23 protein-coding genes are annotated in these 21,969 nt (G+C 38.1%); 1 reads left to right on the forward strand and 22 read right to left on the reverse strand.

The features are described 5' to 3' along the window. The first annotated feature begins 121 nt into the window (after window positions 1-121). Entirely contained in the window at window positions 122-322 is a 201-nt protein-coding gene (locus tag K5Q13_RS03140; protein WP_220739822.1) for a YjzD family protein, read from the forward strand. A gap of 90 nt (window positions 323-412) precedes the next feature. Here K5Q13_RS03140 and K5Q13_RS03145 read toward each other — a convergent pair whose 3' ends face one another. The 22 genes from K5Q13_RS03145 to K5Q13_RS03250 form a co-directional block, all read right to left on the reverse strand. Next, entirely contained in the window at window positions 413-1,294 is an 882-nt protein-coding gene (locus K5Q13_RS03145) for a type I 3-dehydroquinate dehydratase (protein WP_220739824.1), read from the reverse strand. After that, a complete protein-coding gene (locus tag K5Q13_RS03150) occupies window positions 1,291-1,845 on the reverse strand; it encodes a hypothetical protein (protein ID WP_220739826.1) in 555 nt (184 codons plus the stop codon). The genes K5Q13_RS03145 and K5Q13_RS03150 overlap by 4 nt, the downstream gene beginning before the upstream one ends. After that, on the reverse strand, window positions 1,842-2,642 hold the full coding sequence (locus K5Q13_RS03155) for a shikimate kinase (RefSeq protein ID WP_220739828.1): 801 nt from the start codon (window positions 2,640-2,642) through the stop codon (window positions 1,842-1,844). The genes K5Q13_RS03150 and K5Q13_RS03155 overlap by 4 nt, the downstream gene beginning before the upstream one ends. Then, window positions 2,635-3,495: a prephenate dehydrogenase gene (locus K5Q13_RS03160; protein ID WP_220739830.1), complete on the reverse strand. Its 861-nt coding sequence runs from the start codon at window positions 3,493-3,495 to the stop codon at window positions 2,635-2,637. Before K5Q13_RS03160 ends, K5Q13_RS03155 begins: the two co-directional genes overlap by 8 nt. Then, on the reverse strand, window positions 3,492-4,787 hold the full coding sequence (aroA, locus tag K5Q13_RS03165; protein WP_220739832.1) for a 3-phosphoshikimate 1-carboxyvinyltransferase: 1,296 nt from the start codon (window positions 4,785-4,787) through the stop codon (window positions 3,492-3,494). The genes K5Q13_RS03160 and aroA overlap by 4 nt, the downstream gene beginning before the upstream one ends. A gap of 93 nt (window positions 4,788-4,880) precedes the next feature. Continuing rightward, window positions 4,881-6,059, reverse strand: a complete 1,179-nt coding sequence (gene aroC, locus K5Q13_RS03170; protein WP_220739834.1) for a chorismate synthase — start codon at window positions 6,057-6,059, stop codon at window positions 4,881-4,883. A gap of 54 nt (window positions 6,060-6,113) precedes the next feature. Beyond that, complete coding sequence (gene aroB, locus K5Q13_RS03175; RefSeq protein ID WP_220739836.1) at window positions 6,114-7,175, reverse strand: 3-dehydroquinate synthase; 1,062 nt, start codon at window positions 7,173-7,175, stop codon at window positions 6,114-6,116. A gap of 59 nt (window positions 7,176-7,234) precedes the next feature. Further along, window positions 7,235-8,224, reverse strand: a complete 990-nt coding sequence (gene aroF / locus K5Q13_RS03180; protein ID WP_220739838.1) for a 3-deoxy-7-phosphoheptulonate synthase — start codon at window positions 8,222-8,224, stop codon at window positions 7,235-7,237. Between the two features lies 1 nt (window position 8,225). Continuing rightward, on the reverse strand, window positions 8,226-9,053 hold the full coding sequence (locus K5Q13_RS03185; RefSeq protein ID WP_220739840.1) for a shikimate dehydrogenase family protein: 828 nt from the start codon (window positions 9,051-9,053) through the stop codon (window positions 8,226-8,228). Window position 9,054: 1 nt separating this feature from the next. Next, window positions 9,055-10,989 carry a transketolase gene (gene tkt, locus K5Q13_RS03190; protein ID WP_220739842.1) on the reverse strand — a complete coding sequence of 645 codons (1,935 nt, stop codon included), beginning with the start codon at window positions 10,987-10,989 and terminating at the stop codon, window positions 9,055-9,057. Window positions 10,990-11,311: 322 nt separating this feature from the next. Beyond that, window positions 11,312-11,857 carry an ECF transporter S component gene (locus tag K5Q13_RS03195; RefSeq protein WP_220739844.1) on the reverse strand — a complete coding sequence of 182 codons (546 nt, stop codon included), beginning with the start codon at window positions 11,855-11,857 and terminating at the stop codon, window positions 11,312-11,314. Then, window positions 11,854-12,849 (reverse strand): nucleoside hydrolase, encoded by a 996-nt coding sequence (locus tag K5Q13_RS03200; protein ID WP_220739920.1) that lies wholly within the window; start codon window positions 12,847-12,849, stop codon window positions 11,854-11,856. Before K5Q13_RS03200 ends, K5Q13_RS03195 begins: the two co-directional genes overlap by 4 nt. A 157-nt stretch (window positions 12,850-13,006) precedes the next feature. Next, on the reverse strand, window positions 13,007-13,858 hold the full coding sequence (fakB, locus tag K5Q13_RS03205) for a DegV family protein (protein WP_220739847.1): 852 nt from the start codon (window positions 13,856-13,858) through the stop codon (window positions 13,007-13,009). A gap of 7 nt (window positions 13,859-13,865) precedes the next feature. Then, window positions 13,866-14,366: a dihydrofolate reductase gene (locus tag K5Q13_RS03210; RefSeq protein ID WP_220739849.1), complete on the reverse strand. Its 501-nt coding sequence runs from the start codon at window positions 14,364-14,366 to the stop codon at window positions 13,866-13,868. Window position 14,367: 1 nt separating this feature from the next. Continuing rightward, entirely contained in the window at window positions 14,368-15,564 is a 1,197-nt protein-coding gene (locus K5Q13_RS03215) for a CCA tRNA nucleotidyltransferase (protein ID WP_220739922.1), read from the reverse strand. Window positions 15,565-15,647: 83 nt separating this feature from the next. Further along, window positions 15,648-16,913, reverse strand: a complete 1,266-nt coding sequence (locus tag K5Q13_RS03220; RefSeq protein WP_220739851.1) for a tetratricopeptide repeat protein — start codon at window positions 16,911-16,913, stop codon at window positions 15,648-15,650. 177 nt (window positions 16,914-17,090) lie between these two features. Beyond that, window positions 17,091-17,318, reverse strand: a complete 228-nt coding sequence (locus K5Q13_RS03225; protein ID WP_220739853.1) for a CsbD family protein — start codon at window positions 17,316-17,318, stop codon at window positions 17,091-17,093. Window positions 17,319-17,549: 231 nt separating this feature from the next. Next, window positions 17,550-17,825 carry a non-specific DNA-binding protein Hbs gene (gene hbs, locus K5Q13_RS03230; RefSeq protein ID WP_220739855.1) on the reverse strand — a complete coding sequence of 92 codons (276 nt, stop codon included), beginning with the start codon at window positions 17,823-17,825 and terminating at the stop codon, window positions 17,550-17,552. Between the two features lie 175 nt (window positions 17,826-18,000). Next, window positions 18,001-19,314 carry a ribosome biogenesis GTPase Der gene (der, locus tag K5Q13_RS03235; protein WP_220739857.1) on the reverse strand — a complete coding sequence of 438 codons (1,314 nt, stop codon included), beginning with the start codon at window positions 19,312-19,314 and terminating at the stop codon, window positions 18,001-18,003. A 105-nt stretch (window positions 19,315-19,419) separates the two neighbouring features. Continuing rightward, window positions 19,420-20,613, reverse strand: coding sequence for a 30S ribosomal protein S1 (gene rpsA, locus K5Q13_RS03240; RefSeq protein ID WP_220739859.1), 1,194 nt, complete (start codon window positions 20,611-20,613; stop codon window positions 19,420-19,422). Between the two features lie 95 nt (window positions 20,614-20,708). Continuing rightward, window positions 20,709-21,386 carry a (d)CMP kinase gene (cmk, locus tag K5Q13_RS03245; protein WP_220739861.1) on the reverse strand — a complete coding sequence of 226 codons (678 nt, stop codon included), beginning with the start codon at window positions 21,384-21,386 and terminating at the stop codon, window positions 20,709-20,711. Window positions 21,387-21,405: 19 nt separating this feature from the next. Then, on the reverse strand, window positions 21,406-21,960 hold the full coding sequence (locus K5Q13_RS03250) for a peptidoglycan-binding protein LysM (RefSeq protein ID WP_220739863.1): 555 nt from the start codon (window positions 21,958-21,960) through the stop codon (window positions 21,406-21,408). Window positions 21,961-21,969 lie beyond the last annotated feature (9 nt).

Below are 21,969 nucleotides of genomic sequence, written 5' to 3' on the forward strand. Positions count from 1 at the left end.
CCGCTAGGTTTCATATACTAATACGAAACTTTGTTCCCTTTAATTATACACGAAAAACATTAAAAAAGGTTGCGCTTTTTTCTAAAAAGCGTATGATAGTTTTGTAAAGAGGTGGACTAATATGAAATTCATTACTGTAGCTGTCTGGTCAGCAATTTTTGGTGAAATTGTGGGATATATTGTTTCTCAATTATCACAAGGAACATACTCATTCACGACTGTTGCCATTGTATCAATTATTGTTGGTGAAATTGCAGTCGTTGCAATACCTGCAATATCTGGATCAGCTGTACCTAAAAACGTTACCACTGACGAACAATAACAAAAATAAAAAGGCCGCTATCTTAGTGGCCTTTTTATTTTTTAAATCATTTTCAAGTCTTAGTACCTAGCAAGATATTTGTAAAAAAATTTATTGCCATGCAGCTAATAACTCGTTAATTGTTAGCTGCCCTGGTGCGCTCATAGATGTACCATCAAGGACTGCAAATGTCATTTCAGACCCAAAACGGTACCCTTCAATACGTGATCGACGTCCGAGATCACCCATGCTAATAGTTACCAGAGATTGACTAATAGCTGTTTGATTTGTATCATCTAAAAGTCTTTGAACATCCTGCTCATCGTTTGGTGTCACAGCTAACTTAATAATATCAGCGCCACTTTTAGCCATATCTTCTATAATTTCTGCAACATTTGGTGTCTCATTAAAATCATGGTACGACAAAATCAGAGGAATGTTCAACGATCTAGCGACTTGGAAAATTTTATCGCGCAAGTCACTATCCAATGTATACTCAACATCAACGGCAGTAAAATGATAGCCAGATTGTAATGCAGCTATTACAAACGTCGTATATTCCATGGGTGACATTTCACCTTTACCACCTTGTGCCTTTGTCCGATAGGTTAAAATGATTGGAAAACTACCAATTGTATTAAATAATGATCCCGTCAATTCTTTTATAATTTGGACATTCATGATTGGCCAATTGGCATTAAATTCTTGTTGCGCTGCATCCATTTCTGACATCAACTTTGCTTCCGTCATTGCCGAAACTTCCTTTTGTGCAAGTTCAGCTTGCGCGCCAGCTTTCACTTGTTGCCACATCACTGGCCGACTAAAATCATCAGCAATATAATCAGCTCGCCACTCAACAATATCTGGATTTTGTTCCTGTAATTTTTGGGCAAAGGGTGTTATTTTATAGTTTGGACCAAGTGTTAGAGGCACTGCAATAATAGGCTTGTGATTAATACTTTTTGGTAAATGAAACAATTCGCGTAATGTCATTTTATTTGATAAACGACCCAAATCATGGATGGCTTTAATTGTTGCCGTACACTGTATTTTGGATCTTCACTTTCTGGTAGTTTTATAAATTGTGTTTCTGATACAATTGTAAACCGATTTTGATCATTTATAAAGTCTGACATTGCCACCGGTTTACTTGATACAAAACGCAACGATGGTCCCCAAGCATTATCCAAATTATGCGTCCTCAAATAATGGCGTAATAAACCTTCTGTCGCAGCATGAATAACTGCGACATTTCGGTCAAATTCTGTATTTTCAATTAAACTTAGCGTCATTAATGGCAACGAAAAAGTGGTCACAATGTCTAATCGTTCCCATTGTAAATAATTTACATCAGTCCAATTTAACTCCGGTACTGTATTGGATTTAAAAGCAACAGGCATAATGATTTGTTCACCAATATAGTCATCTAGATGTAGCAAAATTTCTTCAAAACTCTGGTGTAAAATTAATTTTTGATGTGTTAAATAATGTTGTGCTGCCAGTTCTGAATCTGTCCCTTTTGGACCTAATGTGTGTAATTTCATCTTTTTAACTGTTTATTTTCTTTATGAATAGCAGAAGTCGTTAATATTGTCATGACATCATCAATCATCTCATCTGTAATATCTTCTGAATGTTCAAAGTCATATTTTAATAATTCGCGCATGGTTGACATACGCGAATGCTGAACTGCATGCATCCCAAATTTTTCTTTATAGTCTGCTACCGATGATACAACCTGCATGCGTTTTTCAATGATTTGAAAAATCTGTCGATCATAAGCATCAATTTCTGATCGTAATTGTAGCAAAGCTAATTCATCTTCGTTAGAACTAAATAATGCCACAATTTCTGCAGCAATACGTTCAGGTGTTTTGCCAATAGTCTCGACTGTAAAATTCGCTACTGATTGATATTTGGGGTCACGTTGTTGCCATAAATTAAAGAACTCCGCTGCTGATTTTTCTTGTAATAATGGCCGTTGCCCTTCAAGTAGCAAACGACTAATTGTACTCTCCAAGTTACCATGTAAATAAATGACCGTCGCTGGCGAGTCGCGCAAAATGTTGAGATTTTCATCACGTTCGATAACGCCGCCACCTGTCGCCACAACACCATTAAACATTTGCACTTTTGAAAGTACTTGTGTCTCAAGTTCACGAAAACCGTTTTCTCCTCTTTCGAGAAATATATCTGAAATACGCTGATTGGCAATACGCTCTATTTCTAAATCAATATCTAAAAATTTTGACTGATGCTGACGTGCTATTTCTTTGCCAACCGTTGTTTTACCAGCACCCATAAAGCCAACCAGCATTAACGTTTCTGGTTCTTTAATCATTGTGTTCCTCACTTAATAAATTTTGTCGTGATATTTGAGCTGACTGGATCAACGCTATCAGATTTGTCAGATCATTTTCAAGTAAAGTTGTATTAAACGCTTGTAACTCAGTTATAAGCGCCTGATTATTGGCTACGACACTGTCTTTATTGCTAAGTAGTATATCAGCCCATAGTTTTGGATCACTTGCTGCAATACGAGTGGTGTCTTTAAAACCACCTGCAACATAATTCCCAAATCTTTCCGAAGGACCGAGTTGTTTTACCGCAGTATTCATTAATGCAAATGCAGCAATATGAGGCACATCGCTAATGACTGCCATGAGATTATCGTGAGCAGCAACATCAATTTCTTTAAATTTTGCTTGAATTGGCGTTAAAATAGTTTTTAACCGATTTATATGGTTCATCCCTAATTTATTTGCTGTCAAAAAATAAGGTGCGCCATCGTATAAATTGCTATTTGCATAATCAATGCCACTTTGGTGTGTCCCAGCCATGGCATGTCCGCCAATAAAAATTTGATGCCTTAGTTCTGAATTAGCAATGGCCATGATGTCACTCTTTGTTGATCCTGTATCAGTAATGATGACATCTTTTTTAAGCGACATTTTTGATAGTTCTACCATCGCTTGCTTAATGAGCGATACTGGTGTGGCTAAAATAATCACATCAGCATTCACGGCAACATTAGCCAATGTTGTTGAAACTTGAGATACAATGTGGTGCTTCAATGCATAAACTCGTGTGGATTCAATCACATCCACGCCAACAACGTGATTTTCCGGCTGTTGATTTAAAATTAAAGCTAACGATGCACCCATCTCACCCAGTCCTTGAATGACAATATTCATACCATCACCCGCGATAAATCTTCCAAAAATCCAGGATATGACACACTAATTGCATCTTCTCCAGTTAAAACAACATCGCCAGCCGTTATTAAGGCTGCTATCGCGTTCATCATACCAATACGGTGGTCACCATGAGAATCTAACAACGCACTTTCCTCTGGTACACGTAACGGTGTCCCACCATGAATAATCATGCCGTCAGGTAATGCGTCGATATCCGCACCTATTTTTGTCAACTCAGATATCACCGTCGCAATACGATCAGTTTCTTTAACCCGTAATTCTTCGGCACCAGTAATCACTGTATCGCCTGTGGCCTGTGTTGCTGCCAATGCAATAATTGGCAATTCATCCACTGCACTAGGTATATCTCTTGATGTGATATTTATACCGTTTAAATTTTGTGCATGTACCGTTATATCAGCTAAAGGTTCCCCCGACGTGGTAATCTCTGTGATCAAAATTTCTGCGCCCATTCTTTTTAATAGCTGTAATACGCCATCTCGCGTTGGGTTAATACCAACATTTTTAATTGTTAATTTTGAGTTAGGGGTAATCAGACCAGCAACAATAAAAAAGGCTGCACTGGAGATATCTGAAGGCACACTAATTTTTTGCCCAATTAATTTAGGCTGTTTAGACACTGTAATGACACCGTTTTTTGAAGTTATTTCACCACCAAATTGGCGTAGCATACGTTCTGTATGATCACGAGAAGCAATTTTTTCAATGATTTTTGTCTCACCTTCAGCCTGCATGCCTGCTAACAATATGGCACTTTTGACTTGTGCTGATGCAATAGGCATGTCATAAGTAATCCCTGATAAATGATCATTAGCGTGAATAGTGCCAGGTAAGGTTTCATTTTCAGACAAACTAATTTTAGCGCCCATTAGTGCCAGTGGTTGACGAACACGTTTCATAGGTCTTTTACTCAACGATTGATCACCAATTAATTGCATATCAAATGGTAGGCGACTTAACAAACCCATAAGCAAGCGTGTCGATGTCCCTGAATTTCCCATGTCTAAAGGCTTTTCAGGTTTAACAAAATGATTAATACCTTGACCTGTTATGCGGACGTTGGTACCTTCATGCCAAATTTCAACACCTAAATTTTTAAAAACACCCATGGTATGTAAGACATCATCTGATGTCAAAAAATTTTCAATTTCTGTTACACCGTCAGCAATCGCACCAAACATTAATGCACGGTGTGATATTGATTTATCACCAGGCACAGTCATAACACCACGCAAGCCATTTTTTTCAGCGTGCAATAATTTGATCATTTTACATTTTCCTTTTTATCATTACAAAACATCTCAATAGTTCACTTTACTAATTCATTGCAATGCTTTGCTCAATGTTATTAAAATCACGTATTAAAAGTTCAAAACTTCTTCACGATATTGCGCTACCTGTTCTTTCATTCGGTCAATATTGTCTGCATCAAATTTATCTAACACAGATTTAGCCAACTCAATTGCCACCATGGCTTCTGCAATAACAGCTGCTGCCGTAACAGCTGTTGTATCTGAGCGCTCGATGGATGCACGATGTTCCTGATGTGTATCAATATCAACAGATCTCATTGGTCGATACAATGTTGGAATCGGTTTAACAACTCCTCGCACAACGATTGCTTCACCAGTAGTCATACCACCTTCAAATCCACCTAAATTATCCGTTCCACGATAGAAACCGCGATCCTTGTCCCAAAAAATTTCATCCATAATTTGATCACCATATTTTTCAGAGTTATCAAATCCGCCACCAAACTGTACACCCTTAAAAGCATTAATACCAACAATTGCACGTGCTATTTTGCCATCTAATTTTTCATCTGCAGACACATACGACCCTAAACCGACAGGCATCCCCGTAGCAATGACTTGCACTTGTCCACCAACCGTATTCGCGTCCCGCTTTGTTTTATCAATGACTTCGCGAATTGCCACATCTGCTTCTGCATTTAAAGCACGCGTAGGGAAATTTTCAGTCACTTCACGTAACTCTTGCAAGTTTTTATATTTTGTTAATGTCGTTAAATCTGATTTGGCAGGGCCAACATTGACAACAAAGCCATGAACGTCAACACCAATTTCAGCTAATAATTTTTTTGCAACAGCGCCAACCGCAACACGCATCGTTGTTTCACGTGCTGATGAGCGCTCTAGCACATTTCTTAAATCGCTTTGATGACGATATTTGATACCGCCAACTAAGTCAGCGTGACCTGGACGTGGCCGCAGAACCTTACGAAGCGTGTTCTCCGATGTTGCTGGTTCGTTAGGTGCCATAATTTTAGACCAGCTATTATGGTCGTCATTATGCACATTTAATGTCAGTGGTGACCCTAATGTCAATTGGTGGCGAACACCTGTCAAAAATGTGACTGTATCTGTCTCAATTTTTTGACGTTCACCTCGTCCATATGCATGTTGTCGACGAGCTAATTGCTCATTAATATCTTCTTGCGTAATATGTAACCCTGCGGGAATACCTTCAATAACGGCAATTTCTTCTGGACCATGACTTTCACCTGCTGTTGTATATCTCATATTTATCTCTTGTTCCAGACATCAAATGATTATCCGGACACTTTCCTTTCAAAATTATCCTATAAATGTTGGCATATCATCTATTTTTTTAACCATAAGTATTGGTTTACCAACACCTTCTAAACCAACTAAATGTAACAACCCACCATGATTTTTCTTATCATTAATTAAACGATCAAAGAAATCGGGCGTACCAATTAATTTTGATGCTGTAGGTAAACCGACAGTTTCTAATCTATCTTTTAATTCAGAAGCCATATCACTAGGTGCGATGCCATCACGGACCATACGATTAGTTATTGCCACCATTCCGATAGCAACAGCCTCACCATGTCGTAGTTCCCCGTGAGCTAGTAACTCAATTGCGTGTCCAATGGTATGGCCAAAATTAAGATACTGTCTCTGACCTGCTTCTTTTTCATCAGCCATTACGATTTTTGCTTTATACGCAATTGAACGCTTTGATAATTCCTGTGCATTTTCACGAATGTCATTGATTGATCGAATTTTCCCAGTAAAATCAAAAAATTCGCGGCTATCAAGAATAGCAGTCTTAACAACCTCACCATATCCCTCCACTAAATCACGGTCTGTCAACGTTTTGAGGTAAGTACTGTCTACCAATACTAAGTCTGGTTGGTAAAAAGTACCGGCAATGTTTTTGGTGTGATCCAAATTAACAGCTGTTTTACCACCAACTGAAGAATCTACTTGTGCAGTGAGCGATGTTGCAATCTGGATAAAAGCAATACCGCGCATATATAGTGAAGCCACTACACCACCTAAATCACCAATCACGCCACCACCCAAAGCAATTAAACCATCCCCACGTGTGAAACCTTCATCAGCCAATTGCGAGATAATTTGTCCAACCACTGTTAACGACTTAGACTGTTCTCCAGCAGGCACTTGTAAAGGAACAACGTTAAAGCCTGCTTGTTCAAGTTGCTTTTGCGTATCATTAAGATAAAGTGGACCAACATGACTATCTGTTAACAACGCCACCTTTCTAGATGACCAAACTGATCTGACTTCTGATCCGATTTTTTGATGCAAATCATTGCTAATTTTGACATCGTAAGCCTTTTTATCAAATGAAACATGTACAACTGACATATTTGATTCCCTTTCCTAATTAGAAGTTATTCATCCTGAAAAAAGCGACAACAAATTTTCTATACTATATCATGTATTTTTTTAATTTTATCAGCTAATTTTGCAAAGGCGCTTGGTGTTAAAGCTTGTGCACCATCCACAAATGCATGCTCTGGATCATCGTGTATTTCAGTCATCAATCCTTGAGCTCCAGCAGCAGTGGCAGCTAACGCTAATGGCGCAACAAATTTTGCAACGCCAGCAGCATGTGACGCATCAGCGATAACAGGATAGTGTGTCAAACTTTTCAAAACTGGTATTGCTGATATATCAATCGTATTACGCGTATATTTATTATCGTATGTGCGAATACCACGTTCCATCAAAATAATTTGAGTGTTGCCCCCTGCTGCAATATATTCAGCCGCGTTAAGTAAATCATCTATTGTTGCTGACATGCCACGTTTTAAAACAACTGGTTTGCGCTTTTGCCCCAATGCCTTTAATAGCGCAAAGTTTTGCATATTCCGTGTCCCAACTTGGAATATGTCTGTATAACTATCCACTAAATCAACATTTTTTGTATCCAAAATTTCTGTAACCATATCCATTTCAAGCACATCAGCTGCAGCACGATGTGCTTTCAATCCAACCTCGCCATTACCTTGAAAAGAGTAAGGCGACGTCCGTGGTTTAAAAGCACCGCCACGCAAAATTGTTGCACCAGCAGCCTTAACACTACGACCCATTTCAAGCACATGCGCTGAACTTTCAATAGAATCAGGACCAGCCATAAATACGAAATTATTACCACCAATTATCGCATGTTTCGTTTTGATGATGGTGTCTTCAGGATGAAAAGCACGTGATGAAACAATTGCTTGATGATGATTTGTGATTATTTCAACAATATCTTGTGAAATTTCATTCAATATATTTTCATCAAGACTTTTAACACCCGCCAGAGCAACCCGATTATCATGCACAAAGACTGGTTTAATTGGGTTTTTATCATCTAGCTTATTTGCAATTTTTTGTGCAGCATTGTTGCTTTTTGTAATTAAAATCATATTATTTTCCTTTTATTGTTTGTCCCATTAGTTGTCGATCAGCATGACGATTGAACCAAAATTCAAAACTCAAAGCGCCCTGACCTACCAACATCGACAAACCATTTTGTGTGAGTAGTTGATTTTTACTTGCAGATTTTAAAAGTGATGTTTGTTGATTGCGATAAATCATGTCAACAACCATAGCATGCTGAGGTAATAACCCAACTTGATGATCCGTCAACAATGTTCTCGCATCATTCATACCAACCGTTGTTGCATTAATTAATAAATCAGCCTTACCTAATGCATCTGTTAGCGCACGATTATCTGATAGATCTGCTAATTCTCCAATACCTTGACTCAGATAAGCAATCGCTGTTTCTCTCTGAGACCAACCAACATGTGGCCGATTAAATGCTGTCAAATGTCGTACACCATATTGTTTTGCTGTAGCAATTACTGCTCTGGCCGCACCTCCGGTACCTAAAATTACGACATTTTCATGCGGTTGATTAGGGTTAATACTTTGCCAAAACCCGTCACCGTCCGTATTTGTTCCAATCAGCCGACCATTAAGGTTCTTAACTGTGTTAACAGCTTGAAGCCGTTGTGCCAATGGCGTTAGTTCATCAAGGTACGCTATAATGTCTGATTTAAACGGCGTAGATACATTAAATCCCCCAACGTTTAATAACTTCAAGCCCGAAATTGTAGATGCTAGATTGTCTGGTTGAACATCAAACATGTGATAATATGCATCGATGCCATATTTAGAAATCATTTTATTTTGCATAGCAGGTGATTGCGAATGTCCTGCTGGGTGCGCTATTAAACCATAGATTGTCATTTTATCTCTCCAAATGATGTTTAATTCTTTTTACAATCGCACTTGCGTTTAAACCATAGTGATTTAATACTGTTTGTGGTGCTGCACTCATCCCAAACTGGTCAATGCCAATAATCAATCCGCTACTACCAGCCAGTGCTTGCCAACCAAGTGTTGTTCCTGCCTCTATTATCACATTTTCTGCACCATCTTTGGGGATGATTTGCTCTTTTTCATTTTGTTTCAGAGATAAGAAACGTGCCAAATTTGGGATTGAAATGATACGATTACTCATATTTAATTGCTGACTCACTTCAACTGCGAGCTGAACTTCTGAACCAGAAGCAATTAAATTAACACGTGCACTTTTTTGTTCATGAATTATTGTTGCACCGCGATCTATGGCCAATTTTGCCTGCTCTATACTACTATGAATGCCGATAGGACCTCGACTTAATATCAAAATGGTTGGTCGGTTTGTTGATTCTAAGGCTTGTTTCCAGGCTGCTATGATTTCTTCTACTGTCCCCGGCCGCAAAACATCAACACCTGGAATTAGGCGTAAACTCATAATTTGTTCAATCGGTTGATGCGTCGGCCCATCTTCACCTACAGTGACACTATCATGTGTAAAAACATAAATGGCAGGTACCTTTTGTAATGCGCTTAAGCGAATAGCCGCTTTCATATAATCTGAAAAAGCGAGAAACGTCGCACCAAATATTTTTGTGCCACCATGTAATGCAATGCCATTCATAATTGTTCCCATACCAAACTCTCGTACACCAAAAGCAATATTACGACCAACACGATTATTTTGCGTAAACAAAGAGGAGTCACTAATTTCCGCAAGTGTTGAAGCAGCCAAGTCAGCCGAGCCACCCCAGAGTTGTGATAATTGTTGTGCAAAAGATTGCAACACGATGTTTGAAATTTTACGTCCCGCTTGGATTTTATCTCCAATCATTAAGTTGGGCATTTCAATATCTTGATTTAGCATTTTTTGGTAGGCCAATATTTCAGATTCATTTGATGGCTGTTGACTTAGCAATCGCTTTTGTATACGTTGTCGCATATCTTGTAAAATCTTCTGGTCTATTTCAAAGTTATTAATATCTACTTTTAATTTCTGTGCTAATGCCTTTAGTTGCTCTTGATTAAGTGGTGTTCCATGTGCTTTATTTGTCCCAGCATAGGGACCAAATTCCCCTATCACTGTTTTCACAGCAATCAATGTCGGCCGTGAAGATTTCTTAGCTGTTTCAATAGCATCATGAATCAACACCAGATTATTACCATCAGCGATTTCAATTGTCTGCCAGCCATAACTTTCAAAGCGCATTAAGTTATTTGATGTATCTGACCTACTCTTTTCACCATCCAAACTAACTTGATTATCATCATATAAAACAATCAATTTAGAAAGATTTTGTTGACCTGCTAATGAGGCTACCTCATGACTCACACCCTCCATTAAATCACCATCGCTAACTAATGCAAAAGTGAAATGATCAATCACAGTTGGAAATTCATCATGAAGTTTTGCTTCTGCCATAGCCATACCAACCGCCATGCCAAATCCTTGTCCTAAAGGTCCTGTTGTCGCTTCAACACCAGGTGTGATACCAACTTCGGGATGTCCAGGTGTGATTGCGTTCGGATTCCTAAATTCAGATAGATCATTGGATGTAATATTAAACCCAGCTGCGTATAATGTGGCATATAATAATGCTGCACCGTGTCCAGCTGACATGACAAATCGGTCACGATTGATCATGTCAGGATTTTTTGGATCAACAATTAGCTGATTAGCATATAATTCATATAAAATCGGCGCAGTTCCCAGGGCAATGCCCGGATGCCCAGAACCAGCCTTTGAAATCATATGATTAGAAAGTAATCGTAAGTTGGCAATTGTTTCTAATGCTATGTTAGATTTTATTTGTTCTTTAATCATAAATTTCTCCTAATAAAAAATCGTACTAGTTGATTGCACCTAGCACGATTTCTTAAAACAGAGGTTTTCTGCCAAAATAAAAAGTCACCAAGTGATTGCATTCCACTTAGTGACTAAACCCTAAAAAGCTTCTGGTCGCTAAGTGCGTCGTTTTACCGACGCACTTAGCATGCGACGGTTCTACATAAACCAGAAGTAATAATAACTATTAATTTTTAAGATTTGTTTTTCCACGATTTTATTATCCTTATTTGATGTATTAACTATACAACTTCAAATGATAAATGTCAACAGTGTTATTAAAATAAAATGTGATTTACCCTCACTTGACATATCGACGTATAACACTATACACTATTGCAACAATATACACACCAATGATGCGATCAAAATAATCTGTACCAACCTGTACCAAAAAAACAGAAGCAACTTGATTCAAGCCTAATCCGTGCAGTACTTGCACAATCATACTCGAACCAGATGACGTAATACCATGAAATAAAATAACAGTGATCACCGTACTAACAATTGTAGCCGGTACAGAGATAACTAACGCCCACCACCAAATTTTTTTGACTTCTGTGGCCCTGACTTTTTTATATACTAAACCAGACACTAGCGCTGTTGTTATTTGACTAGGCATGAAATAAATTGAAAAAAGATCCCCAGTGGTACCATTAATAATTGCTGTTAGAACACCTGTAATAATGCCACCAATTGGTCCAAAAATGGCACTGCCAAGCAAAGTACCAACTGTATCTAAATAAATAGGTAAACGTGCGTAAAGGGCAATATGACCACCAACAATATTAATGACTATAAATAGTGCCGTTAACGCAATTTTTTGAGATGACACATATTTTTTCATGATAATCGCTCCAAGCCGGTTGCAATGCGACTTAATTCAGAATCAATTAAATCAGCCTCACATCCCAATAATCCACTAACAATATAGACCATTGCTTGTTTCGCATCAATATCTTGTAAAATTTTTGTATTGGCTGGTTTTTGCCAAAAATCAGCGATGTCTACAATACTTTGTCCCAGCGCAACACCAGATGTTGCAATAGCGACATATTTATGAATGTGACGCGCTATTTCCGGATGTAGTACATAAACAATCACTAAAGGATCATTGATGACCGCACCTAAAACATGTTCTTGATCCCAATGAAATTGAAAATAAAACTGTATAATTTTATTAACAAAATCAGTTTTTGGACTATCAATATATTGCATTAATTGCAGTATATTGGGCGTTAACAAAATTTGACGTGTGACATCAAGTGGTACCAGTTCGATTTCAATTGGACTATTTTTGAAAACAAAATCTGCTGCATCTGGATCAACCCAAAAGTTATACTCAGCAACAGGTGAAGTATTGCCATGACTCTTATAAGCACCACCCATAACAACAAGTCGTGATATATGTTGCCATTTAATCGGTTGTTGTTGGATAAACTGCGCAACATTTGTTAGTGGACCAAGTGCTAAAAACCACACATCTGAATGATGAGATAACAGATCTGCGTACCCTGCCTGTGCATCCATTGTACTGGCCCTCACCTCAGTTACTGCCGGTATATTGCTATCGCCTAATCCATCCATGCCATGTGTGTCTTGAGCACTCGTATATGCATGTTTTAATGGCACGGTCGCCCCAGAAAATACTGGGATATCTAATCGCCGAGCTTCTCGTAGAACTTTCAATGCGTTTTGAACGCCAATACTTGTTGGCACATTGCCCTCAACAATTGAAATACCAATAACATCTAATTCTGGTGAATTTAGTGCTACTAGTATTGCAAGGCTGTCATCGATTCCGGGGTCAGCATCAATAATCACTTTATGCTTTTGCATCATCTCTCCTACCTTTCAAGGTTACTTGGTTTTTTATCCTGGGCAGTTTACGAACCAGTCCAATACAATGTATTGATTTTGATAAATGCTTATTAAGTGTATCAAAAATCAGAACATAATAAAACCCAAAACACTAGGTTTTGGGTTTTATTGTGCTTTAACGTGCGTGGTACAAAATAGATAATGCACCAACACCTGTATGTGTTGATATGATAGGACCAGTTGTAGTCACTTCAATTTTAATGTCAGGCCAAATTTTATTTAATCGTGCAGCCATTTTCTCAGCAACTTCTGGCACGCCAGCATGAGAAACGCCAATAGCTAACATTTCAGAATATTCTTGCATTTTAGAAATGACACCATCGTTAAACTTACTAATTGCTTTCATACCACGCCCTTTGGCAACGACCTCAACAGCACCTGTCTTGTCAACAGTGGCACCAACCTTGATATTAAGTAAATTACCTATAAGACCCGACGTCTTACTCAAACGGCCACCAGCAACCATGTTATCAAGCGATGTGAAGCTAAGATACGTGTGGGAATCTGAGCGTACCTGTTTAACTTCCGTTAAAATTTCATCCATTGTAGCACCATCTTGTGCCATCTTAGCTGCAGCTAACACAGAAAAGGCCTGTGATCGATCAGCATTTAGTGTGTCAAACGTTGTAATTTTTGCAGACGTCAAAGCAGCTGCTTGTTCTGCCGCATGGACTGTTCCTGATAGACCTGAAGAAATATGTAAACTTAAAATCTCAGAATCAGGATTTTTTTCATGAATACTGTCGTACACGTCTTGAAATCTTCCAATTGATGGTTGAGAAGTTTGTGGCAGACTATGAGTTTTTAGCATCTTGTCTAAAAACTCATCGCGTTGAATCGTCACACCATCTTCATATACAACACCATCAATTTGAACCGTCAACGGTATAACAGTAATGTCGTACTGCTTAATTTCTTCTGGTGTCAATGCAACCGCTGAATCTGTAACAATCTTAATGTTAGCCATTTTTCCCTCAATTCTTACGCTCGTATCTTTCAACGACAAACGCATAATCATTTTTTTCATCTTTTTCGTGTGACTGTCGACTCACCAAATCAAATTGATTTAAATCTATGTCATCCACGAATGTATCACCATTCACTACACTGTCTACTCGTGTCACAATTAAATCTGTCGCATACGGCATGAAAGTACGATAAATTGACGCACCTCCAGCAATTGATACATCTCTTTTCTCATTTTTAATCACATCTAGTACTTCTGAAACAGAATGCGTCACTAACACATCGTCAAAAGGTATTTGCCAGTCTGTTTGTCGCGTCAACACTAAGCTCGTTCGTTTCGGCAAAGGTCGACCAATACTCTGCCATGTCGTACGACCCATAATCATTAAAGTGTTTGTTGTTTCTTCACGAAATAATTTCAAATCATCTGCTATATGCCACGGCAAACTACCATTCTTTCCAATAGCATGATGTTTGTCTTCTGCCCACACCATTTTAATTTTTGTCATATCATTTTAATTCCTTTACGTAGGTTATTAATGATTCAAAAGTATTTTCAATTTTCCCTGACACAACTGCATTTTCGACTATTTTTAACACACGTCCCATTTTGGGCCCTGGTTGGACGAGATTTTCTATTTGTAAGTCACCACCATTAATGGCCAATTCTGATGCCTTAGAAATCGGTAAAGTGTCAAATACCCGCTTCACCGACTGAATAATTTTCTGAGGTGTTTGCAATAAGTGTAGTACTTCTAATAGATCTTCTTGATACGAATAGACTTGATACAATTCAAATTTACTAATGGATTTAATACGACGTGCAACAGGTGCAATTAAGGTGACAGCTTTTGCGTTTTCATGACTCATTTTCCACACACGCATAAAATAGTTCATCTCTTTGACACTTAATTCTGAACGTGTTAATAAATGTACCCACGCAACCCGCGTACTATGCGCTTGATTATCATTAAGATCTGATATAATCAACGATAAGTCCCACAAATCAATGTCGCCAGGTATATATTTTATAACCCGATCGTCAACAGCAGTTTGGAGACTTTTGGCTGCTAATGGCCCTGTCAATAACTTTTCAAATTCTACACGTATACGTTCTACTGCAATTTTTTCAAGGTTTGGTGCTAATTTCTGAAGTGCTGTTTGGGTTTCTAGATCGATATCAAATCCAAGTTGTGCACTAAAACGCAAAGCTCTCATCATGCGTAATGCATCTTCTGTAAAACGAACCTCAGCATCGCCAACTGCGCGAATAATCCCCTTATTCAAATCTAATAGACCGTCAAAGAGATCCACAATTTCACCAGTATGTGTCATTGCCAAAGCATTAATTGTAAAATCACGTCTTTTCAAATCTTCTTCAAGACTACGCACAAAAGTTACTTTATCTGGTCTGCGAAAATCTGTATATGTTGATTCAGTTCGAAATGTTGTAATTTCATATCCCTCACCATAATCCAAAATCATCACTGTTCCATGTTGAATACCAGTGTCAACAGTCTTATCAAACAAAGATTTTACTTCTTCAGGAAATGCTGAAGTAGCAATATCGACATCATGTATTGGTTTATTCAAAATCATATCACGCACTGCACCACCAACAAAGTAGGCTTCAAATCCAGCATCTTCAAGTCGCTTCAAAGCAGGTCTAGCATCAAGAAATTCCTGTGGCAATGTGTTAATTTTCATCATTAAAAGTCCTTAATAAAATTATACCAAAAAATAAACGAAGAATACCTATTATATTCAAACAAATATCAACTTGTAGCCATTTAAAAAGCTAAATCTTCCAAACGAATTTGCATGTCCGCATCATTTGGTTCCAAAAACAAGTACTGTTTCATCGTAGAAATTTCTTGATTTTGTTCCCCCTGCTGATGATACCATGCAATCAGGTCTAGTAAAAAGAAAGTATTGTCTTGTAGGGATACTGATGCACTTTCCCAATATTCTTGCGCTTTATCATCGTTTCCCGTAGCTTGGTAGGCACGAGCTAAGTACCAATAAAAGTTCGGATCAATTATGTCATCAGACAAACATTGCGTCAACATTGTAATCAGTTCATCAAATCTTTTCTGTCCCAACAACAAATCAGATAAAATAATCATTGTTGTGACATCAGAGTCGTCAAGTACCAGAGCTTTACGATAATATTTCTCTGCTGTTATTGTATCACCTATTTTTTCAGCAGCTAAGCCGGCCAAACGATACAACTGGGTATTAGTTTCATCTTGTGCTATACCAGCTTGGTATGTCCTATAAGCATCATCTAACTGTTTCACTTTTTCATACGCTTGACCTAACAAAGGATAGACAGAAGTATACCCAGGATCAAGCTCTAAAATATTATTAAAAATACGAATACTTTCATTTTCACGATTATTTTCTTGATATAAAATTGCCAATTGAAATCTTGTATCTATTGTCATGGTGTCTAATTTAATTTGTTCTAGATAACCAATGGCGTTTTCGTAATTACCTACTTGCGCATAAGCAACACCAATACGTGCGACAATATCAACACGGCTCATTTCACGTCTCCCTTTTAATAACAAGGCGCGGTAACGTGTAATAGCCTTTTGATAGAACTGATTTGCATAATAAAATTCGGCCAATGCAAATTGAATCACTTCTTCTTCAGGCGCAATTTTTTCAGCTTGTAATAGACTATATTCAGCGGACTCATTTAGTCCTTCTGTTTGATAAATATCGGCCTTCACAAGCAAAGAACGCAAGTAAGATGTAGAGCTGGGCTGAATTTGTGCTAAATAATTTTGCGCCTCATCAATTTCACCATCTTCAATAGCTATATCAGCTAGTGCGGCCCTAATTTCATCTTCTTCTGGGTATTTTTCTAATAGTTTTTTATAAGCACGTCTTGATTGATTTAAGAAGCCAAGCGCATACAGCTCCTCAGCCAAACTATAAATCAAATCTTCATTGTCATGTCTCAATGCTTGTGTGAATAGTCGTTGTGCCTCTTCTAGTTGGCCACCAGATAACGCATCCAACATTTGTTGTGCATAATTTGTTTCCAAAAATTTGCTCCCTTACCGATATATATTAGCACATGATTAGTGCCATCATTTGATCAACATATCATTTTAACATAAAAGTTCTTGTAACCTTGTTCAAATTATCATTAAAAATACAATCAAATCATATTGTAGCATACAAAAAACGCTATCCTACTTAGGATAACGCTGCACTATAATTTATTTTCTTAAATTTTCAACGCCATCTTTAACTGCTTCGATGGCATCTTCTGCTTTGTCTTTCACAGCTTCTGTAGCATCGGAAACTTTATCTTTTGCTTTTCCAAAGAATCCCTGTGCCTTACCCTCTGCTTCACGACCTTTATCGCCGGTAACCTTACCTTCAACTTCCTTTGCTTTACCTGCAACCTTGTCCTTGGCGTTATCAAACTTATCTTCAACTGACATATGATATTCTCCTTGAAATTATTTGATGTTACAAGGTAATTTTAACATAAATAGAAAAAAATGTATATTAATAAGCTTTTTATCTAATTTATCGCTAATAAAAAAGCAATTCCCAAAAGAATTACTTTTCATTATATCGAATTCCAACAGATTGTACGGCATAAACCGTCACCTTACCGTTATTGTTTCCAATAGCTTATTGAAATTATAATATTAATCGAATGCTATAATTTACTTAACAGCTTCCTTCAAAGCTTTACCAGGCTTAAATGCTGGTACCTTTGATGCAGGAATTTCGATTTCTGCGCCAGTTTGTGGATTGCGGCCTTTACGAGCTGCACGATCGCGAACTTCAAAGTTACCAAATCCAATTAATTGAACCTTTTCGCCATTTTTTAAAGCTGATTCGATTGAGGCAAACACTGCATCAACTGAGGCAGTAGCATCTTTCTTTGTCAAACCTGTTGCTTTTGCAACTGAATCTACTAATTCTTGCTTGTTAGCCATTTTTGCTTCTCCTGGAAATATTTATTAACCGTCGAGCGGTTGTTGAAATGTGTCGAAACATTATTTCATGTAACTAGAATAACATAAGAAAGCCCCAATGTGTAGTGTTTATGCGGGTTTTAGGTGTTTCGTAATGTTTTTGTTACATAAAAACCACGTTTATGACAAAATTTAATTACTTTCGTGCCCGAACAATTAATTTAATTGGCGTTCCCGTGAAATCAAAGGCTTCTCTAATTTTATTTTCTAAAAAGCGCTCATATGAAAAATGCATTAATTCAACATCATTAACAAAAATAACAAATGTTGGTGGCTGAATTGCTACTTGGGTTGCATAGTATACACGTAAACGACGGCCATTGTCCGAAGGTGTTGGATTAACAGCAATCGCATCCATAATAACATCGTTTAGCGTTGAAGAAGATATACGCTTACGATGATTATTATCAACATCTTTTACAAGCTGAGGCAAACGATCTAAACGTTGACCAGTTTTTGCTGATACAAAAATAATGGGTGCGTAATCTAAAAATTTGAATTCAGATCGAATTAAATTTTCAAACTCTTTCATTGTGTGATCATCTTTTTCAACGGCATCCCACTTGTTGACAACAATGATCATAGCGCGTCCAGCTTCGTGTGCAAATCCGGCAACGTGTTTATCTTGTTCTCGAATACCCGCTTCTGCATCAATTACCATTAATATCACATTACTGTTATCAATAGCTTTAAGCGCACGCATAACTGAATACTTTTCAGTATTTTCATAAACTTTTCCGCGTTTACGCATACCTGCAGTATCAATCATAATGAATTCATCGCCATCAGCCGTTACAAATCGCGAGTCAATAGCATCACGTGTTGTTCCCTCAATACTTGAGACAATAACACGTTCTTCACCAAGCATAGCGTTCACAATAGAAGATTTTCCAACATTTGGCCTGCCTATGATACTAAACTTAATTGCACTCTCATCATCTTGCTCTGCCGCTTCGTCTGGAAAATGTTTAACCACTTCATCAAGTAAATCACCTAATCCAAGTCCATGCGATCCAGAGACTGGTAACGGTTCACCTAATCCAAGTGAATAGAAATCATAAATATCTTGACGCATTTCAGGATTATCAACTTTATTAATTGCTAAGACAACTGGCTTATCAGTCTTATATAACATCTTTGCAACCACTTCATCGGCTGAGGTTACACCTTCACGACCAGAAGTTACCATTACAATCACGTCTGCTTCATCAATTGCCAAATCTACCTGTGCACGAATTTCAGCTAAAAATGGTTCATCCCCGAGTTCGATACCACCTGTATCAATCATCCGAAATTCATAGTTCAACCATTCTGCTGGTGCATATAAACGATCTCGTGTGACACCTGGCTGATCCTCAACAATGGCAATACGTTCACCAGCCATACGATTAAATATCGTAGACTTTCCTACGTTAGGTCTACCAACAATTGCTACTATTGGTGCTGTCATGACGGCACCTCCTTTTTCTATTACCGTGAGCTTCCACTAATACTCACTCGATTTTTCTTCAAAAATAAAAGAACTGGCGCACCAGCTCTTTTGTTCTTACTAATATTACAACTTATCTCCGAAGATATCACCCAATGTTGCTCCTGAGTCATCTCCATTTTGCTTGTAAGCAGCAATATCTGCACGTGATGCTGATCCATCATTTCCACGACGATCTTCACGTTCTGGCTTTTCTTCTAAAGCTTTCATTGACAATGAGATACGTTCTTCGGCTGGCTTAATATCCAATACCTTAACTTGTACCTTGTCACCTGACTTCAAAACTTCTGAAGGGTTTTCGATACGTTTGTTTGAAATCTGTGATACGTGGACAAGTCCTTCAATACCAGGCAAAATCTCAACAAAGGCACCAAAGTCCTTAACACGTTTAACTGTACCTTCAAGAACTGAGCCAGCAGCGATTTGATCTGCAGCTTCATCCCAAGGTCCACGTTGTGTTGCTTTAATTGACAATGAAATACGACCCTTTTCAGTATCCAAAGCCAAAATCTTAACATTGACTTTATCGCCCTTTGTCAAAACATCTGCTGGGTTTTTCACACGATCATGTGAAATTTCTGAAACATGGACCAAACCGTCAACACCACCCAAATCAACAAAGGCACCAAAGTCTGTCAAACGTGCAACAGTTCCTTCAACAACTTCACCAACAGACAATTTGCTAAATATTTCAGCTAATTGGGCTGCACGTTCTTGTGCTGCAACAGCCTTACGTGACAAAATCAAACGTGCGTTAGCAGGATCAATTTCAATAACTTGAGCTTTGATGTCTTTATTTCTAAATTGATTCAAGTCAGATACGAAACGTTCTGCAACCATTGAAGCAGGCACAAAACCACGCACACCATTAACATCAACAATCAATCCACCACGTACTGCATTAATAACTTTGGCATCAACAGTATCACCTTCGCCAAAGCTCAAGTTTTCCCATGCCTTACGAGCATCTAGCCGCTTCTTTGACAAGAGGTAAGCTACGCCCTCTTTATCACTTGTTACATTTGAGATAACAACTGCTTCGATGCTATCACCAATTTTTAATTCGTCTGCCAGGTTGATGTTACGATCGTCTGAGTACTCACGTGCTGGCACAACTCCTTCTTCACCGGTAGGCAAACCAACTACTGCTTGATTATCGTTGTCAATGGCTAAAAGTTCGCCTGTAACAACATCTCCCACCTTAATTTGATCTGCTGCGCTTTCGAGAGCTGCTAAGAACTCGTTGTTTGTTTCACTCATGACGTCTAACGTCCTCCTACAATTTACACTATGAATATAGTTTACCAGAATAACTCGTTCTTGTATAGTAAAAAACAGCGTTTTCACGCTGTAAATTATTGATGTTGTTTATTTTTGATGATTTTAGTGATTTCAGACACAACTTTTGTAATACTCAGCCCAGTGGTGTCTACTAAAATAGCATCTTCTGCCTGAACTAACGGACTAATTTGACGATGAGAATCTTTATAGTCACGTGCTTCAATATCTTTCTTGAGTTCGTTCAAATCAGATGGCATGCCCTTGCTTAGATTTTCTTTATAGCGTCGCTCAGCTCTTTCTGACACACTGGCCACTAAGAAAATCTTGACTTGAGCATGAGGTAACACAGTTGTTCCAATATCGCGGCCATCCATAATAACATTTTGACTATTAGCAATATCTCGTTGCCTTTTAACCAAATTTTCACGAACTGCAGCATATGAAGCAATTAATGATACATTATTTGTTACTTCCGTTGAACGAATGTCGTCAGTAACCTCTTCATCATTTAAGAACACCCGTTGAACCGGTGAACCTGGTTCAAAACGAATTGTTGTCTTAGGGAGTAACGCTGTAATCTGCTCCTCATCTTCATAAGCAAGCCCTGCAAGTTTAGTAGCCAGTGTGATCGCGCGATACATAGCACCAGTATCAACATATACATATTTTAAATCCGTTGCTAGTATTTTGGCAATAGTTGACTTACCTGCTGATGCTGGACCATCAATTGCTACTTGAAAATTTTCTACCATATTGTTAGTTCCCTTTAGACTATTGAATATTTAAATCTCTGCCCGCATATTGTGTATAATTGCTAACCGTCAAACCAGGATTTAACGCCACAACTTGATCTGTCGTCATACCATGCGTTACCGCAAAATTATATAATGTTTGACTTGCACCAAGCACTGCTGTTTGACCAACCGCACTAGAAGACGACGACGCTTCACTCTGACTACTACTTATTTCTTCACTTGAAGAAACCTCTGAACTGACTTCTGAGCTCGACTCAACACTACTTGTTTCTTCTGCTGAACTCGAAGATTCTTCAGATGTTGTTTCTGACGAAGATGTTTTTGTTTCTGATGACGATGTACTTTTACGACTCACTGATGTTGCTGCTTGTTGTTTTGGTTCGTTGCGATGAGAAAAAAAGCCATAAACCGGCACACTTGATAATATAGCAAAAGCAAGCACAATCAAAAAAATTCGCAAACCTTTGTGTTCAGTGGACTTTTTGTCATTTTCACGGGCAAACTTCGGTTCCACTTTTTTCTTTTTTGATCTTGCAGATCGACTCATGTTGTTTGGGTCAAAATCGTTCATTATAAAACG

It is taken from the genome of Leuconostoc miyukkimchii, from assembly GCF_019656055.1.
Taxonomy (GTDB): domain Bacteria; phylum Bacillota; class Bacilli; order Lactobacillales; family Lactobacillaceae; genus Leuconostoc; species Leuconostoc miyukkimchii.